The sequence below is a fragment of the Sphingopyxis sp. genome, assembly GCF_016463645.1.
GTDB lineage: Bacteria > Pseudomonadota > Alphaproteobacteria > Sphingomonadales > Sphingomonadaceae > Sphingopyxis.
Map to the genome: position 1 here is coordinate 1 of NZ_JAEMQX010000083.1, position 16,411 is coordinate 16,411.

General features: G+C 65.0%; 16 protein-coding genes. 11 read left to right on the forward strand and 5 right to left on the reverse strand.

All coding sequences use genetic code 11. The annotated features are described in order from the left end of the window. The 6 genes from JHC57_RS15410 to JHC57_RS15435 form a co-directional block, all read left to right on the forward strand. On the forward strand, positions 1–342 hold a 342-nt coding region (locus JHC57_RS15410), incomplete at its 5' end, for a hypothetical protein (RefSeq protein ID WP_294031055.1). After that, complete coding sequence (locus tag JHC57_RS15415) at positions 342–1,973, forward strand: long-chain-fatty-acid--CoA ligase (protein WP_294031074.1); 1,632 nt, start codon at positions 342–344, stop codon at positions 1,971–1,973. The genes JHC57_RS15410 and JHC57_RS15415, both read left to right, overlap by 1 nt. Further along, a complete protein-coding gene (locus JHC57_RS15420) occupies positions 1,970–2,674 on the forward strand; it encodes a TetR/AcrR family transcriptional regulator (protein WP_294031056.1) in 705 nt (234 codons plus the stop codon). The genes JHC57_RS15415 and JHC57_RS15420 overlap by 4 nt, the downstream gene beginning before the upstream one ends. A gap of 263 nt (positions 2,675–2,937) precedes the next feature. Then, on the forward strand, positions 2,938–4,128 hold the full coding sequence (locus JHC57_RS15425) for a CaiB/BaiF CoA-transferase family protein (RefSeq protein ID WP_294031058.1): 1,191 nt from the start codon (positions 2,938–2,940) through the stop codon (positions 4,126–4,128). A 31-nt stretch (positions 4,129–4,159) separates the two neighbouring features. Then, positions 4,160–5,830 carry an NAD(P)/FAD-dependent oxidoreductase gene (locus JHC57_RS15430; protein WP_294031059.1) on the forward strand — a complete coding sequence of 557 codons (1,671 nt, stop codon included), beginning with the start codon at positions 4,160–4,162 and terminating at the stop codon, positions 5,828–5,830. Between the two features lie 250 nt (positions 5,831–6,080). After that, positions 6,081–6,413 carry a hypothetical protein gene (locus JHC57_RS15435; protein ID WP_294031061.1) on the forward strand — a complete coding sequence of 111 codons (333 nt, stop codon included), beginning with the start codon at positions 6,081–6,083 and terminating at the stop codon, positions 6,411–6,413. Here JHC57_RS15435 and JHC57_RS15440 read toward each other — a convergent pair. The 5 genes from JHC57_RS15440 to JHC57_RS15460 are packed head-to-tail and all read right to left on the reverse strand — an operon-like array spanning position 6,410 to position 12,270. Beyond that, the gene (locus tag JHC57_RS15440; protein ID WP_294031062.1) at positions 6,410–7,795 is read right to left on the reverse strand and encodes an ATP-binding protein; all 1,386 of its coding nucleotides are present in this window, start codon (positions 7,793–7,795) and stop codon (positions 6,410–6,412) included. The genes JHC57_RS15435 and JHC57_RS15440 overlap by 4 nt on opposite strands. Before the next feature lie 5 nt (positions 7,796–7,800). After that, on the reverse strand, positions 7,801–8,487 hold the full coding sequence (locus tag JHC57_RS15445; RefSeq protein ID WP_294031064.1) for a response regulator transcription factor: 687 nt from the start codon (positions 8,485–8,487) through the stop codon (positions 7,801–7,803). 16 nt (positions 8,488–8,503) lie between these two features. After that, on the reverse strand, positions 8,504–11,161 hold the full coding sequence (gene mprF, locus JHC57_RS15450) for a bifunctional lysylphosphatidylglycerol flippase/synthetase MprF (protein WP_294031066.1): 2,658 nt from the start codon (positions 11,159–11,161) through the stop codon (positions 8,504–8,506). Then, positions 11,158–11,553, reverse strand: coding sequence for a DUF2147 domain-containing protein (locus JHC57_RS15455; RefSeq protein ID WP_294031067.1), 396 nt, complete (start codon positions 11,551–11,553; stop codon positions 11,158–11,160). Before JHC57_RS15455 ends, mprF begins: the two co-directional genes overlap by 4 nt. Then, on the reverse strand, positions 11,554–12,270 hold the full coding sequence (locus JHC57_RS15460; protein WP_294031069.1) for an AcvB/VirJ family lysyl-phosphatidylglycerol hydrolase: 717 nt from the start codon (positions 12,268–12,270) through the stop codon (positions 11,554–11,556). A 257-nt stretch (positions 12,271–12,527) separates the two neighbouring features. Here JHC57_RS15460 and JHC57_RS15465 point away from each other — a divergent pair, with 257 nt between their 5' ends. From JHC57_RS15465 to JHC57_RS15485, 5 genes are all read left to right on the forward strand, one after another. Beyond that, positions 12,528–12,731 carry a hypothetical protein gene (locus JHC57_RS15465; RefSeq protein ID WP_294031070.1) on the forward strand — a complete coding sequence of 68 codons (204 nt, stop codon included), beginning with the start codon at positions 12,528–12,530 and terminating at the stop codon, positions 12,729–12,731. Positions 12,732–12,882: 151 nt separating this feature from the next. Continuing rightward, positions 12,883–13,035, forward strand: a complete 153-nt coding sequence (locus JHC57_RS15470; RefSeq protein ID WP_294031075.1) for a hypothetical protein — start codon at positions 12,883–12,885, stop codon at positions 13,033–13,035. 404 nt (positions 13,036–13,439) lie between these two features. Beyond that, a complete protein-coding gene (locus JHC57_RS15475) occupies positions 13,440–14,849 on the forward strand; it encodes a HAMP domain-containing sensor histidine kinase (RefSeq protein ID WP_294031071.1) in 1,410 nt (469 codons plus the stop codon). A gap of 595 nt (positions 14,850–15,444) precedes the next feature. Further along, complete coding sequence (locus JHC57_RS15480) at positions 15,445–15,732, forward strand: hypothetical protein (protein WP_294031072.1); 288 nt, start codon at positions 15,445–15,447, stop codon at positions 15,730–15,732. Positions 15,733–15,736: 4 nt separating this feature from the next. Then, positions 15,737–16,411: DMT family transporter (locus JHC57_RS15485; protein ID WP_294031073.1), on the forward strand; the 675-nt coding region annotated here is incomplete at its 3' end.

Below are 16,411 nucleotides of genomic sequence, written 5' to 3' on the forward strand. Positions count from 1 at the left end.
GCCGATCCGCTCGTCGATGTCGGGCTGGTCACCGCGATGTGGAACCGCGACGAAAACCTGCCGCTGGGCTTTGCGTTCGTCCAGCGCGTGTCGAACGTCGCGGGGGTGGTCGGTGGCGCCGACCTCGCGCGGCGCTGGGCGCATGTGACGGGCCTGTCGATCGAGCATCTTGGCTATTTCCAGGCTTTCGCGCTCTGGCGCCTCGCCGCGATCGTCGAGGGCGCCTATGTCCTGTTTCGCGAAGGGCAGGTCGACGGTCCGTATGAACGCGGCCTCGAACATGATGTGCCGGCGTTGCTCGACGCCGCGCAGCGGATCGCGCGCGGGGAGGGGATGGCGTGATGGACGCGACGATGATGCACGAGCCGCTGGGCACTGCGACGATCTTCGCGCACGGCGAACGCATCCACGCGACCAGTCGCATCGGCCGGTTCGACGGCGAGCAGGTGATCTGGCGCAGCTTTGCGGAGATCGCCGAACGCGCCCGCCGCCTTGCGGCAGCGCTGCGCGCCGCGGGCGTGGGGCCGAACACGCGCGTCGCGACGCTCAGCTGGAATGATTTTGCCCATTTCGAGGCCTATCTCGCGGTGCCGGCGATGGGGGCGGTGCTCCATACGCTCAACCTGCGGCTGCACCCCGACCAGATCCGTTTCATCATGGCCGATGCCGAAGACGCGCTGCTGATCGCCGATGGTCCATTGCTCGCCGGGCTTTTGCCGCAGGTCAATTCGCTGGACGCGCTGAGGCACGTCATCGTCACGGGCGATACCGTCGGGCTCGCCGGACTGGAAAAGCCCTGGACGCGCCATGAGGATTTTATTGCCGGCCATGCACCACTCGCCGAATTTCCGGTGCCCGACGAAATGGCCGCGGCGGCAACCTGCTACACCTCGGGGACGACCGGCAATCCCAAGGGCGTCGTCTATTCGCATCGCACGATCTTCCTGCACAGCCTGGCGTCGATGGCGGCCAACGCCTTTGCGCTCAGCGACCGCGACACGATCCTGCTGCTGCCGCCGATGTTCCATGCCAATGCGTGGGGGCTCCCCTATTCGGGCTGGCTCGCGGGCGCCGATTTCGTGCTGCCGGGGCCGCATCTGCAGCCCGAGGCGATCCGCCGGATGATCCGCGCCACCGCGCCGACCTTTACCGCCACCGTGCCGACGATCCTCAACGACCTGCTCCGCGCCGATGGAGCCGACCCGGTCGACATGACGAGTTTTCGTGTCATCGTTGCCGGTGGATCGGCGGTTTCGGAGGGGCTGATCGCGGAGGTCGGGAGCCGCTGGAATGTGCCTCTTGTCCAGGGGTGGGGAATGACCGAAACGAGCCCATTGTGCGTGCTGTCGCATCCGGCCGCCGATACCACGGGCGAGGCGGCGCGGCATCTGCGCGCGAAAAGCGGGCGCCCGGTCGCCGGCGTGTCGGTGCGGCTGGTCGACGACGCGGGCAAGCCGGTCGCCGAGGACGGCAAGAGCGTCGGCCGGTTGCAGTTGCGCGGGGCATGGGTCGCACGCGGCTATCATCGCGGCGCGGGCGCCGATGTGCTGACCGCCGACGGCTGGCTCGATACCGGCGATGCGGGGACGATCGACGAACGCGGCTATGTCCAGGTCACCGACCGGATGAAGGATCTGATCAAGTCGGGCGGCGAATGGATTCCGTCGGCCGAGCTCGAGAACCATGTAGCCAGCCTTGCGGGTGTCGACCTGGCCGCGGTGATCGGCGTCGCCGATCCGCGCTGGGAGGAGCGGCCGCTCGCCATCGTTACGACCACCGACGGTGCGCGTCCCGATTTCTCGGGCCTGCGCCGCGCATTGCAGGACCGCGTCGCGCGTTTCTGGATACCCGAATACTGGGCGCACGCCGACACTCTGCCGTTGACCAGCGTCGGCAAGATTGACAAGCAGGCGCTACGCGAGGCCGTCGCGACGGGCAAAACGGCTTTTGAAAGGATTGATGAATCTTCATGAACGCACCGTCGTCGATGAAGGGCAAGGCCTCGCTGCGCGAGGTAACAGAGGTCCCGCCGGCTCCCGCCAAGGTGCGCGCCAAGCCGCGCGCCGTTCGCCGCACGCAGGCGGAGCGCACCGCGCTGTCCGACGCCCGCATGTTCGACGCGGCGATGCAGCTGATCGTCGAGCAGGGGACGCACGCGACGACGCTGAAGGAGGTCGGCGAACGCGCCGGCTATTCGCGCGGGCTCGCATCGAGCCGCTTCGGATCGAAGGATGCGCTGTTCGGGCAATTGGTGCTGCACTTCAACACAAGCTGGACGCGCGAACTGGCGAACAAGGTCGGTACGCGCGGCGGCGCGCAGGCCTGCCTTGCCGCCTTGCGCGCGGTCGAGGGATTTCTGGCGAGCCACTCGGGTTATATGCAGGCGATGTATATCCTGTGGTTTGAATCGATCAGTTCGCACAATGAGGTGCGCGATCATCTCGCCGCCTACCACGAGATCTATCGCAGCGACGTCGCCCACTGGGTCGAAGAGGGGATCGCCGGTGGCGAGATCGACGCGTCGGTCGATGCCGAATGCTATGCCTTCGGCTTTTGCAGCTTCATCTTCGGGACGATCTATCAATGGCTCGTCGCCCCCGACAATGTCGATCTGCCGAAGCAGTTCGAAGCCTATCGCCGCTCGACCGCGAAGGCCTTCGGGATCGCCTACTGATTCTTTCGACTGTTCCTGTTTAGATCAATAAAGACAGTGGTTTAGATGATCCTGTTTGCGCTTGATTTTTCATTTGCTAGACGCTAACAAATAAATTCAGGCGATGCTGGTGAAGGCATCGGAGATATTGGGAGAGCTGGCTTGGCAAAGGCTGTCGAACCGCTGCCGTTGCGGAGCACGTTAGCCCATTCGGCCGACAAAATGGCGCCAGGGCGTACCGGCCTGGGCGTGTGCCATCGCGCCATCGCAGAAAAGTCCATCGGATGAGCTGCGCGGCTCGCATCGACGGGAGTTTGATGCGGCCGGTGCTCGAAGGCGTGCGCGTCATCGAACTCGCCGGGATCGGTCCGGCACCCTTCTGCGGCATGATGCTGGCCGACCATGGCGCCGAGGTGATCCGCATCGACCGGCCGGGCGGCAGCGATCCGTTGTCGCAGGATCAGGGGCGCGATGTCCTGCTCCGTTCGCGGCGGTCGATCACGCTCGACCTGAAGCGGCCCGAGGCGGTCGAGATCGTCGCCCGGCTGGTCGAGACCGCCGACGGCCTGATCGAGGGGTTTCGGCCCGGAGTGGCCGAACGACTGGGGATTGGCCCCGACGTCCTGATGGCGCGTAACCCGGCACTGGTCTACGGCCGGATGACCGGCTGGGGGCAGGACGGCCCGCTGGCCGACAAGGCGGGGCATGATCTCAATTATATATCGATCAGCGGCTGCCTTGCTGCATTGGGCGCCGAAGATCAGCCCCCGATGCCGCCGCTGAACCTGATCGGTGATTATGGCGGCGGCGGGATGATGCTGGCGTTCGGATTTGTGTCGGCGCTGCTCGCGACGCGGCAGAGCGGCGCGGGGCGTGTGATCGATTGCAGCATGGCCGACGGCGCTGCGGCGTTGATGGCGGGCATGTGGTCGCTGCGGCACAATGGCATGTGGGACCGCGGGCGCGGCCAAAACCTGCTCGATGGCGGCGCCCCCTTTTACGCCTGCTATGCCTGCGCCGATGGACTTTTTATCGCGATCGGCGCGATCGAGGCGCAATTCTATGCGCGGCTCATCGATGCGCTCGGGCTGGCTGGCGATCCGCTCTTCGTCGCGCAGCACGACCAGTCGCAATGGCCCGCGATGAAGGCGCGGCTCGCCGGGATTTTCGCCAGCGGACCCCGCGCGACCTGGACCGCGCGGCTGCAACAGCGCGATTGTTGTTACAGCGAAGTGCTGACGATGGACGACGCGCCGGCGCACGAACACAGCCGCGCGCGGGGCAGCTATGTCGAGGCCGATGGCTGGACGCAGCCGCGCCCCGCGCCGCGCTTCGCGGACACCGACATCGTCGCGCCCAGAATGTGGCGCCGCGATTCCGATCGCGCGGCGATCCTCGCCGAGATCGGAGCGGTGGACCCCGATCGCGTGGCGGCGGGACAAGAACTTTGGAAGAACAGGATGAGCGCCGGATAAGGCGCCGTCGGATTTGTGGAGAGTGTGACAGATGACTACGAACGACAAGGCGAGCGGGACTGCTGTGGACTATGACGCGATCGTGATCGGGGCCGGTTTCGCGGGCCTCGCGCTGATCCATTATATCCGCGAGCTCGGCCTCTCCGTCCGCGTATTCGACCGGGCATCGGATATCGGCGGCACCTGGACCTGGAACCGCTACCCGGGCGCCGCGACCGACAGCGAGAGCTATTATTATTGCCTTACCTTCTCGCCCGAGCTGCTGCAGGAATGGTCGTGGACGAAGCGCTATCCCGGCCGCGAGGAAACCCAGAATTACATGCGCTTCGTCGCCGACAAGTGCGACATGTGGCCGCACATCCAGCTCGATACCGAGATCGTCGAGGCGCAATATCTGGCGGAGCGCGGATGCTGGCAGGTCACGACGGGCGACGGCGACATCTTTACCTGCAAATATTTCATCAGCGGCATGGGCATGATTTCGGAGCCGATGATCCCGAAGATCCCCGGCATGGATCGTTTCAGGGGACCCATCTTCCATTCCTCGCGCTGGCCGCACGAAGGGCTGGATTATGCCGGCAAGAAGGTCGGCATCATCGGCGCCGGCGCCACGACCGTGCAGATGCTGCCCGTCGTCGCCGAAACCGCGGGCAGCGTGACGGTATTCCAGCGCACGCCCAATTATGTCCTGCCGGCGATGCAGAAAGACATGACCCCGGAGTGGGAGAAGGAGATCAAGGACAATTACCCCGCGATCGTCGCCAAATGCCGCAACCATGTTTTCGGCATGGCGTTCGACAGCCCGGTGGGCCGCAACGTGATGGATACGGCGCCCGAGGAGCGGCAGCGTATCTTCGAGGAAAACTGGACCGGCAGCTTCCGCTGGGTGTTCGAGACGTTCGACGATCTGCTCGCCAGCCCCGAGGCCAACCGGATCGCGGGCGACTTCATCGCTGCCAAGATGCGGGAGCGCGTCAACGACCCCGTGCTCGCCGACCTGTTGACGCCAAGCTTCGATGACTATCCGCTGTTCGCCAAGCGCCCGCCGCTCGACCACGGTTATTTCGAAGCTTTCAACCGCGACAATGTGCACCTGGTCGACATCAGGAAGCAGGAACCGCTGGTCGAGATCACCGAAACCGGCGTGCGCACGACACGCGCCGACCATGAGTTCGACATCATCGTGCTGGCGACCGGCTTCAAGGCCTATACCGGCGCGCTCGAAGCCTTTCCGATCCGTGGCAACGGCGGGCAGACGCTCCGCGAAAAATGGCAGGAGCAATCGGCGTGCATCATGGGCGTCTGCGTCGCGGGCTTCCCCAACATGTTCACCGTCACCGGGCCGCAGGCGCCCTTCGCCAACCTGCCGACCTCGATCGAACAGAACGCCATCTGGATCTCGCGCTGCATCGGCAAGATGGAACGCGAGGGGATGGATATTTTCGAACCGCGCGAAGAGGCCGAGCGCGAATGGACCGCGGCAACGGCGGATATCCACGGCCAGACGCTGATGAACGAAGGCGACAAGGTCAATTCGTGGATGATGGGCGCCAACCGCGACGACAAGGGCGCGCGCGTTCTCATCTATTTCGGCGGCGCCAATCTCTATTATGACGCGCTGGACAAATCGGCTGCCGAAGGCTTTCCCGAACTGGAGTTCAAAAAGCTGTCGGCCGACATATGCGCTGTCGCAGCGAGTTGAGCCGCCGCGATCATATCCATCGGCCGTGCGGCGGTTTCGTCAACACAATGGTCCGCGCCGCGTTCGTCAACCCGCCAGCCAATTGATCGGCGCGACATTGTCCGCTTTTCACGATTCATGCCCGAAGCTGACCGTCTCAAGCCGGCCGTCCGCGATTACCCTCGAGCAAATTGCAGGGGCGTAACTCGCGGTCCATGCTCCGGTAATCCTGCCGGCGCTATCCCGCCTGTCGTGCGACAGGAAAAATGATGTGCCGCTGCCGATTTCCCGATCCGAACTCGACGAGCGCACCTGCCGGCTGATCTGCCCGATCGCCGCCGCGATGGTCGGTGTGTGTTTGACCGGGATCGGCATCCTGCAGGTCACAATCAGCGTTGCGCGCCGCACCACGCTTGCCGATGACTTGTTGTCGATCGACGCGCTGCTTTTCCTGACCGCAATGCTGTCTTCCTATTTTGCCTTGCGGCTGAATTCATCGCGGCGGCTGCACCGGCTCGAACAGCTCGCGGACGCCAGCTTCATTGCCGGCATGCTTTTGACGACGATCGCCTGCTTCGTCATCACCTATGCCGTCCATATCTAGGGAGCGCGATTGCTCGCAGCGACCGGCAAGGTCAGGCGGACGAGGAGGCCGCGCGGATCGTTGGCCTCGAGCCGCATCGTCCCGCCGTGCAGATGCGCGATCGTTTCGACGAGCGACAGGCCAAGCCCCGCGCCGGTTCCGCCGCGCGCGGGATCGAGGCGGACGAAACGCTGCACGGCTTCGACGATCTGGCTTTCGGTGAGGCCCGGGCCGTCGTCGGCGACCGTGAGGCTGATCGTGCCGCCTCCGGTGTCGCGCGCCCCGATCCGGATCGCCGAGCCGCCGGCGGCATATTTGAGCGCATTGTCGACGAGGTTCGAAAGCGCCCGCACGAGCAGGTCTCGGTGCGCGCGAACACGCAGGTCGGCGGGGGCATCGACGACAATCGCAAACCCGCCATCCTCGGCAAGCGGTCCATAGACTTCGGCCATGTCGTCGAGGAGCGGAGACAGGAGAAAATCGGTGAACTGGTCGCGGCCGATACCGGCCTCGGCACGGCTGATCTCGAGCGCGGTGTCGAGCAGGCGGTGCAGCGCATCGGCTTCCTCGATCGCCGCCCCGATCGCCAACCGGGCCTCGGCATCGCTGGTGCGTCCGAGCCCCTGTTCAAGTCGTGCCTTCATGCGCGAAACCGGCGAGCGCAGGTCGTGCGCCATCGAATCGGTGATCATGCGCAGCTCGCGTACAAGCCCCGCGATACGGCCGAACATCGCATTGATCGAAACCGCCAGCCGGTCGAAGGCATCCCCGGTTTCGTCGTGCCTGACGCGCGTGTCGAGCCGGCCGCCGACAAATTCCGCGGCGGCTTCGGAGAAGACGTCGATCCGGCGCGCCAATATCCACGTCACGAAAGCCGCCATCACCCCGGCGATCACGATGCCGACGGCCAGCGCATAGAGAAAGGCTGCCTCGCTGGCGTCGGCAAGCTGGCGTTGCGCGTCGAGCGTCTCGCCGGTGAGCAGGGCTTCACCGCCCGGAAGTTTCGTGGCGAGCACGCCCATCGGCTTCGTGGCGTCCGTGGTTTCGGCATGCAGCGGGATTTGCTGCCATGGCGTTTTATCGGCGATGGACGACGGCCATTCGCGCAGATTGCCCGCGATCACCCGCCCGTCGGCGCCTTTGAGCAGCACGATGAAGTTGCGGTCGTCGCGGACCTTCAGACGATAGTCGATCGCCTCGACAAGGCCTTGCAAACCCTGCTGACGATATTCGCCGAGCAGATCGTCGCGCGCGACTTCGGCCGCGGTTCGCGCGTCGGCGACGATCGTCGCGGCAGTGAAGCGGTGAATGACCGCGAGACCGAGCGCGAGCGCCGCGATCTGCGCGAGCACGAGCATCAAGGTCAGGCGGACGATCGTGCTGTTGAATTTCCCTCGCGCCACGCGGCCTAATCCGAATTGCCGAGCATATAGCCTGCGCCGCGAATGGTGTGGACCAGCGGCTTGTCGAAGCCGTCGTCGACTTTGCGGCGAAGGCGGCTCACATGGACGTCAACGACATTGGTGCCGGGATCGAAATGATATTCCCAGACGCCTTCGAGCATCATCGTCCGCGTCACGACCTGATCCTTGTGGCGCAACAGATATTCGAGCAGCCGGAACTCGCGCGGCTGGAGATCGACGCGTTTTCCGGCGCGCGTCACGCGGCGATTGAGCAGGTTCATCTCGAGGTCCTCGCACGCCAGCATCGTCTCGACCGCCGTGCCGCCCGACGGCCGCGCCATCAGCAATTGCAACCGTGCGAGAAGCTCCGAAAAGGCGAACGGTTTGGTGAGATAATCGTTCGCGCCCGACGTCAGTCCCTCGACCCGCGCGTCGACCGCGCCGAGCGACGAGAGAATGATCACCGGGGTCGCGATTTGCGCCGCGCGCATCGCGGCGAGCACCGCCATGCCGTCCATGCCGGGCAGCATGCGGTCGAGGATGATCGCGTCATAGCCGCCGCCGGTTGCGTGAAAAAGGCCGTCGCGTCCATCTGCGGCATGATCGACGACAAAGCCTTCGCCGGTCAGGCTTTTGCAGATGAAATCCGCTGTCGTGCGGTCGTCCTCGATGACCAGTATCTTTCGCGACATTACGGCGGTTCCCACGCTAGCGGCGCATCGCCGGTGCGGCCTTATACCGACTCTGCTCCGCTTCGCGAAGATCAAGGCTCGCTTCCCTGATGCCGCCGGCCGACCGCCGGTTTTTCGCGGCGGGACGCGAGACGATATGGTGCACCGCAGCGATTCCGAAAGCGAAGGCCATGCCGCGCGGCCCCGCAATATAGCGCGGCTCCCAGTGCGTTGCGAATTTGGCCTTGTAGCTTCGCAGCCCCTCGAACCCGTAAAGACCCTCGCCGTGGCGAAACAGAAAGGCGGCGCCTCGTGCCCATATCGGTGCGAGCTTGCGCCCGTCGATCCCCGACAGCGGGGCGATCCCGAGAGTGAACCATCGATAGGCTTCGCTCTGCGCATGCTGAATCAGGCGAAGGAACAGGAAATCCATCACGCCATAGGGAACATCGCGCAGGTGGCGCATGAGATCGACCGAAATCTCTTTGCGGTTCGGCGTCGACAGGATGTTGGCAAAGGCGATGATGCGTCCTTCGATGCGAACGACGGCGCAGGGGAAATTCCGCATGTAATCCGCATCGAAGCTGCCGAGGCTGAACGCTTTTTCGCGTTGCTTTTTCGCGTCGAGCCAGTCGCTTGATACCGCCTCGAGTTCGGCGAGATGGTCCGGAATATCGGCCGCGGCGACGATGTCGAAGGTGGCGCCCGCCTGAACCGCCCGGCGCTCTGCATGGCGCAGCGCCTTGGCATGCGGACCGGCGAGCGAGAAAGCGGCAAGGTCGACCCGGGCCTCTTCGCCATATTTGACGATCGACAGCCCCAGATCGATCGCCAGCGGAAGGCAGTTGGCGCTGATCTGATAAAGGAGAACCCGGCCCTGCGCGGCGTCGGCGCGTTCGCGCAATCGCCAGAGCAGGTCGGGCCAGCGTTGCTCGCACCCGACCGGGTTGCCCATCACGATCCAGTTCGCGCCCTGCACGCGGTACATCAGAAACGCATCGCCTTCCCCGGCGAGGAGGAACTGCTTGTCGCCGGTCCAGGCGAGGAAGGCGTCGGCATGATCGGCCACCGCCATCGCGGGGCCGAGCCGGTCAAATGAAATGTCCCTGTCGCGTGCGGCGCGCGGCGACGGGGCGAACAGCCGCCAGAGGGCGAGGCCGGCGACCAGCACCGCGATGCCGAACAACGCACGCAGGAAGCGCGGCGCATCGCCATTGAGGGTGAACTGCCACCACAGGCTGCTCGTATAGGCGACGTGTTTGTAGGCGAAAAAGCCCGCGAAGGTCGATGCCATGACCGCCGTCAGCGCCGCGACGACCCATCCGGTCGACAGCGGGGCGTCGAGCAGCGACGTCGCGCGATAAAAGGCGGGCCGGCTCCACTGGAGCGCGGCGCATATCGCCGACAGGATCAGCGCCTCCTCATAATCTCCGCCCTTGGCTAGCGAGAAAATGATCGCGGCGACAAGCAGGGTTCGCGTTGCGATGAACGCGCCGTCGAGGCGGCGGAGCAATCCGGGGGCGAGAAACAGGAGCAATGTTCCCGACAGGCTGGCGGCGATATGCGATGCCTCGACAAAGGGCAGCGGCAGGAAATGCCGGAGTTCGTGCATGCGGGCAGCGTCGGCGGGTGTCGCCCCCGACAGCAGCAGGATCAGTCCGCCGGCGAATACCAGTGCCGCGAGGAACGGCGGTGCAAGGTCGCGAAGCAGCGATTGTCCGGCCTCCGCCATCCTGCGCGCCGGGCGGCGCCAAGATTTGCTCTCGTGCCAGGCGAGGAGCAATGCGGCGAGCAGGAGCGGCACCAGATAATAGATGACGCGATAGGCGAGCAGGGCGGCCAGCAGCTGTGCCTTGTCGCTGGGGACCGCAGCGATCACCACCGCCTCGAACACACCGAGCCCGCCGGGGACGTGGCTGATCAACGCGGCGATGATGGCCAGCGCATAGCCGAGGAAAAAGGCCGGAAAGGCGGCGGGATCGGGTGCCGGCAGCAGGACGAACAGCGCCGCGCTCGCGGCGGCGAGGTCGAGCGCGGCGACGGCGGTCATCGCGGCGCTGCGCCTCGCGCCGGGCAGCGGGGTTCGCCATCCGCCGATTTCGATCGCTTGCAGCCCGAAACGGCGCAGCAGCAACGGAATGAGGCACAGGGTCAGCACCGCCAGCCCGGCGAGATGGAGCCAGTGAAGCGAGAGCCCCCAGTCGAAGACGGGCATAATCTGCACACTCGTCGCGGCGGCGAGACCCGCCAGAAGGACGACGCCGTTCCAGAAACTGAAGCTGGCCAGTGCGATCACACTGCCGACGTCGCCGCCGCTGAGGCCCGCAGCACGATAGATACGGTAGCGCGCCGACCCGCCGGTGAGCAGCGCGAGCCCCAGATTATGGCTGAGCGTGTAGCTGGTGAAGGAGGCGAGCGCCCATGTCCGCCAGGGCAGCGGCCGGTTTATGGTCTTGAGCGCGAAGCGGTCGTAGAGCGTCAGCATCGCATAGCTTGCGGCGGTCAGCAGCAGCGCCGCGCCGATCTGGCCCGCCGACAGCGCGTCGAAGGCGCGGCGAATTTCGTGCGGCCGAACCGAATGCAGCAGGCCGAACAATGCGGTGAGGCCGAGCGCCGCGACGATCAGCGCGGCGCCGATCGACAGGAAGCTCCTGTTGTGCCGGATCCATTCGATGGCGTTTTCGAGCAACATCATTTGCGGGTCCAGTCCTGTCGCTTGCAGATCAGCCCGCCGAGGATGCAGCCCGATATGCGCAGGCTGTCCGGCGTGCGGAGTTCGATCGTCGAATAGAATCGACGTCCCTGGTCGGGAACATAGACGCGGCCCGTCCAGCGGCCGGCGCCGCTCGCCCGATAGTCGCTGAGCAATTCGGTCCCGACGAGCGTGGTCACCCCCGCGTCGCGGGCATCGGCGATCGCCTTGGGGGCCGCCCATATGATGTTGCCGCACAAAAGCTGTCCGCAATGGCGCGTCTGGACAAGGATCGTGCCCTTGGGGTTTTGCCACAGCCCGATCGGCGTCGCTGGCGTTGCGGCACCGGCGCCGTTGCCGGCGATCAGGAACAATGCCACGGCGAGAGCTCTCATTCATTCGCTCCTTGCTGTCCGAGCACCGCCGATGGCGGGCAGGATTGCGGCTTCGAGCGCATGGTCGTCGAATTTCAACCGGTGCCCACCGGGCAGAGTGACGTGCCGAACGTTCGGCATCCGCAATTCGGGGCACAGGCTGCCCGCTTCGTCGGCGCCGTGGATGCAGGTCACCGGTACCCAATTGAGCTGCGATGCGGTCGGCCAGGCGCGCTGGTCGGGGATTTCAAGGCCTGCGAGTTCGATCGGCGAGGCGCGGAAGATGATATCCTCGCCGGGGACGACCAGCACCACGGCCCGGATCGGCTGCCGGTCCCCTGCCGAAAATTGCGCCAGACCGGCGTGCAGCATGTCGGCGCCGAACGACTGACCGATCAGCACGACCTGCCTCGTCTTCGCAAGCTTCATCGCTCGCGCCATCGCGATACGGATCAGCCGCGCCGCGTCCTGCGCGGTCCGGCGCGTCGAGAAATAGGTCAGCGAATTGACCGTGACGATCGCATAGCCGCGGGCATGCAGTCGCGCCGCTATTTTCGGTGTCATCCCGACGCGATTGCCCATGTCGCCCGACAGCATGACGATCGCGGGCCTTGCTGGACCGGTGCCGGCGGCCGGCGTGTCGCCGAACAGCGGGCCGTTATAATAGCCCGCACGCAAATAATATGCCGACGCGGCGATGACGGACACGAGCGCCAGGGCGAGAAGCCATTTTTTCATGCGGTTTGTTGCGCGGCCGGTCGTCATCGCGGGCAGTCCCTTTGTTTCCGGGGGCGACAATAGGATCCTGTGCGCGTCGGGAAGCTGGCTCGCGGATTACGATATTGTCATGTCGCGGCCATGCCCCGGTTGGATCGCGGGGTATAGCAAGAGGATGTCCAAGGCGGGGACCTTCCCCCTGAAACCTCTCGCCGGGTTCCCGTCTGGACATCCGGTTCGTCGCATCCGCTGTCATGCGGATCCATGGAGTGAAGAATATGGCCAATTTTCGTACCCTGGTCGGCCTCGGCCTTGTATCGACGATGATGATCACCGCACCGGTCTTTGCGTCGACCGCCACCGCCAAGCCCGCCAAGCCGGCGATCGCCGCCAAGGCGTCGACGGCCTCGACCTCGAAGCGCGCGGTCCGTACGCATCCCGCCAAGGCGGCGCACGGCACCGAGAAGAAGGGCGCCTACTGACAGCGCGTATCACACGATGAACAAGCGGGACTGGAGGGGCCGATCCCGGCACCCGCGCGCCCCGACCAGACCCGCCGTCCGGCTGGTTCCCACCTTGCGGGAACCGGCCGGTTCGCCCTGCCTGGCGCACGGAGATAGCGAGGCGTTCGGCATGCTGATGGCCCCGGAGATCGATTGTGTGATAGTGGGCGGTTCATGGCTGCATGGCCGCGGGGGTTTTATTTTCTGTCACCGGCGCCTTTTCGACAGCCGCTTTCGCGGCTCGACCATCATGCCACTCGAGAAGGCGGCCGGGGAAGCCTGATCGGCCGCACGAAGGGCGGCATGAACACCAGGCTTCATGCCGTGACCGTCACGGAAGAGTCGTCAATCCGCCGTAACCGCCGTCCAATGGCAGGGCGCGGGCGAGGTCCCGCGGCGCGCGAGGAAAAGTGAGTGATCGTCGAAGCCCCGGGCGCGGCCCCTGTTACCGGTACCGGCGACTCCGGATCAGACCGCGTAGGCCGCAACCTCCTCCTCGTGGAGGACGATCGATCCGGAACTATGGTTCCCATCCCGGAACCAATGTGATCGAAGTTTATATCAGCAGTCTCCGCAAGGAGATCGACAGGCCAAGTCTTGCCCCGCTGCTGCATGGCGTTCGCGGCAAAGGTTGCCGGTTGGCGGTTTTCCCATGATCTTGCGTGCGGCCCTGGGAGCCGATTTCCGATGACCGGGCGATTCCGGCTCGCTCCCTGGCGCTCGACCAGCGGACGTTTCGTGCTTCTCAACCTCGCGCTTTGCCTGGCTTGCGTCGGGCCGATGCTCGCCTATGTCTACTTCGAGATAGACCGCATCATGCTGGCGGAATTCCAGAGGCCGCTCGAATACCGGCAGGGCAATCTCGTCAATCATTACGATCGGGGCGGCATCGCCGAACTGCAGGCCTCTGTCGCGAGTCGCGCCAGCCGGGCGTTTCAGGATCAGACGGCGGTCCTCCTTGTCGATGCGGAAGGCCGCAAGCTTTCCGGCAATCTGGCGGCGTGGCCGGAAGGGCTGGCCGCGCCTCGGGACTGGACGCCCGCGCTGCTTCGCCGCGACGGCGCGCATCGCGCCGAGGAATTTCTCGTGTTGACGACCCGCCTGCCGAGCGGACACCGGCTGCTGCTGGGCGGGCTTCTGGATAATCGCAATTCCATGCGGACGACATTGCTGCGCGGTCTTTTCGCAGCGCTCGCGCTGGCGATCCCGATCGGCCTCGTCGGCAGCCTCTTCGTCGTGCGCGAAATGAACCGGATAGTGGCGGCGATTTCGCACGTGGGCGAGCATGTTGCCGACGGTGACCTTGGACATCGTGCCGAAATCGACGGGAGCGGAGATCCGGTCGACCGCCTCAAGATATCGCTCAACGCGATGCTCGACCGGATCGAGCGGCTGGTCGAGGAACATCGAACGCTGACCGATGCGCTCGCCCACGATCTCCGCTCGCCGCTTGCGCATATTCATATCCAGGTCGCGCAGGCACTCGGCGAGGCGGAGGGAGCCCACCACAGGCCGCGGTTCGAACTGATCGGGCAGGAACTCGGCCGGGTTCTCCAGATGATCGAGGGCGCGCTTGAAATCAGTCGGGCAGAGGCGGGCATAGGGCGAGGCGAATTTGAATGTTTCGACGTCGGCGAGATGATGAACGATCTGTGCGAAATATATCAACCGGCGGCGCTGGAAAGCGGCGTCAAAATGACCGCCGCGCTGGATTCCGGCCTTTCCGTGCTCGGTAACCGGGGACTCGTAGCTCGTGCGGTCGCGAACCTGATCGACAACGCGCTTAAATATGGCGCCGAGGGAGGTGAAATCTCGCTCGAAGCGAGCGGGACGGAGGAAGACGTCCTTCTCGCTGTCGCCGATCGCGCGAAGGGCATACCTGCCGCCCGGCAGGCCGAAGCGTTGCGCCGGTTCGGCCGCCTCGACAGCGCGCGCAGTTCGGTGGGGAGCGGCCTCGGTCTTAGCCTGGTCTCGGCGGTCGCATCGCTCCATCGCGGGACGTTCAGCCTGCAGGACAATCGTCCGGGCCTGCGAGCCTTGCTCGCATTGCCGCGCGAAAGGTCAATCGCTTCTGGCGGCGACGAATGCGACGGATAGCTCCGGCTCAATGGGAGACCGTCGTTCGCGACCCTTACAACAAGCGAATTGGCGAGCATCCGCTTTCTGCATGCCGTGAATGGAAGCAGGCCGGCCGCCAGGGCCAATGCCCTGTTTCGCCTGGCCGAGCAGATCGTCGATCCCGTCGATGACAAAATGGGCTGCGGGCGACCTGGCCTTTCTTCCTCGGACAGGTTCAGATGGGGGAAGCCATGCCCGATCGGATGCAATCGGCGTTGACAAAGGTGCCCGCGGTGACGCTGGAATTCTGGACCATCAAGATATTGGCCACGACCTTCGGCGAATCCGCTGGCGATACGGGACGCGCTTTACCGCCGCGGACGAAGCGTGCGAAATGGCCGGCCTCTCACGGCTTCCTTTACTTTGCCGTAGCCTGTGCTAGCGCTGGCATAACGAGGCCGACGATCGCAGGAAGAGGGACCATCGATATTCGCGCTTCACGCGGTGCGGTGATGCTCGGGCTGGAGATAGCGGCGGCCTCGCTCGCGAGCCCGCCCGCGTATTCCCGCAGAGTTCGGGCAAGATTCCCGTTCCCGCTTTCGAACAGCACTCGACTCGAGAAGTCCCGACCGGGATGCTGACCGGCGTGTTCAACGGCAATGGGGCGCGAACGCACCGGCGGATGCACGCCGTCACCGCCGAGGAATCGTGGCTGAAGTTTCCGCTGACCTTCGCTGTCGACATCATTTATCACCACCGGACGATCTTCACCGTTCCGCTGGTCGAAGCGGCGAGTTTCGAATCCGAACGCACGCGCCGCGCGGCGGCGGCCATCGAGGCATCGGGTGCGGCGGTGCGGGTGAAGGGGGGCAGGGTTCGAATCTTGCGTCGAACGCCCGGCTCCCTTGCCATCGAGGATTGAGATCATGAACCTCCGGGACTTTCTTCTTCTTGTCGCGGTCTGCCTGATCTGGGCGCTCAATAACGTCCTGAGCAAGATCATCGTCGATAACTGGGCGATCCCGCCGCTCTTCTATGCCGCGATCCGTTTTGCCCTTGTTGCCCTGGTCATGCTTCCCTGGCTGCTGCCGATGCCGCGACCGGCGTGGCGGATCGTCGCGATCGCGATCCTGCTCGGCGGCGGTAATTTCGGTTTTCTCTTCGTCGGCCTTCAGACGGCTTCGCCATCGGCGGCCGCGATCGTGCTCCAATTGAGCGCCCCCTTTACCGTGCTTCTTTCGGTTCTGATCCTGAACGAGCGCGTCCATTGGCGCCGCGGCCTTGGAATTCTCCTGACGCTGGCGGGCGTGCTCGTCGTTACGTGGCGGCCCCATGGTATCGGACTATCCGCAGGCTTGTGGTTCGTCGCCGCGGCCGCCTTCTCGAGCGCCGCCGGCGCGGTTCTGATGAAGCAGGTCGGCGAGGTCGCGCCCTTCCGGTTCCAGGCCTGGGTTGCCACGGTGTCGGTCGCCGGATTGGGACTTGCTTCGGCGTTGCTGGAACAAGGGCAATGGGCGGCCGCGACGCTTGTGGGCTGGCCCTTTGTGTGTCAAACGGCGTTCAAAAGGGACCCCCGATCGGCGTCGAAGAGGGACCCCCTT

What these genes read in the sequence shown, in the direction of transcription:
- mprF (WP_294031066.1), bottom strand. Translation starts at nt 11,161, where the DNA reads ATGATGTTGCTCGAAAACGCCATCGAATGGATCCGGCACAACAGGAGC.
- JHC57_RS15480 (WP_294031072.1), top strand. Translation starts at nt 15,445, where the DNA reads ATGCTGACCGGCGTGTTCAACGGCAATGGGGCGCGAACGCACCGGCGG.
- JHC57_RS15455 (WP_294031067.1), bottom strand. Translation starts at nt 11,553, where the DNA reads ATGAGAGCTCTCGCCGTGGCATTGTTCCTGATCGCCGGCAACGGCGCC.
- JHC57_RS15425 (WP_294031058.1), top strand. Translation starts at nt 2,938, where the DNA reads ATGAGCTGCGCGGCTCGCATCGACGGGAGTTTGATGCGGCCGGTGCTC.
- JHC57_RS15415 (WP_294031074.1), top strand. Translation starts at nt 342, where the DNA reads ATGGACGCGACGATGATGCACGAGCCGCTGGGCACTGCGACGATCTTC.
- JHC57_RS15465 (WP_294031070.1), top strand. Translation starts at nt 12,528, where the DNA reads ATGGCCAATTTTCGTACCCTGGTCGGCCTCGGCCTTGTATCGACGATG.
- JHC57_RS15460 (WP_294031069.1), bottom strand. Translation starts at nt 12,270, where the DNA reads ATGAAAAAATGGCTTCTCGCCCTGGCGCTCGTGTCCGTCATCGCCGCG.
- JHC57_RS15475 (WP_294031071.1), top strand. Translation starts at nt 13,440, where the DNA reads ATGACCGGGCGATTCCGGCTCGCTCCCTGGCGCTCGACCAGCGGACGT.
- JHC57_RS15420 (WP_294031056.1), top strand. Translation starts at nt 1,970, where the DNA reads ATGAACGCACCGTCGTCGATGAAGGGCAAGGCCTCGCTGCGCGAGGTA.
- JHC57_RS15445 (WP_294031064.1), bottom strand. Translation starts at nt 8,487, where the DNA reads ATGTCGCGAAAGATACTGGTCATCGAGGACGACCGCACGACAGCGGAT.
- JHC57_RS15470 (WP_294031075.1), top strand. Translation starts at nt 12,883, where the DNA reads ATGCTGATGGCCCCGGAGATCGATTGTGTGATAGTGGGCGGTTCATGG.
- JHC57_RS15430 (WP_294031059.1), top strand. Translation starts at nt 4,160, where the DNA reads ATGACTACGAACGACAAGGCGAGCGGGACTGCTGTGGACTATGACGCG.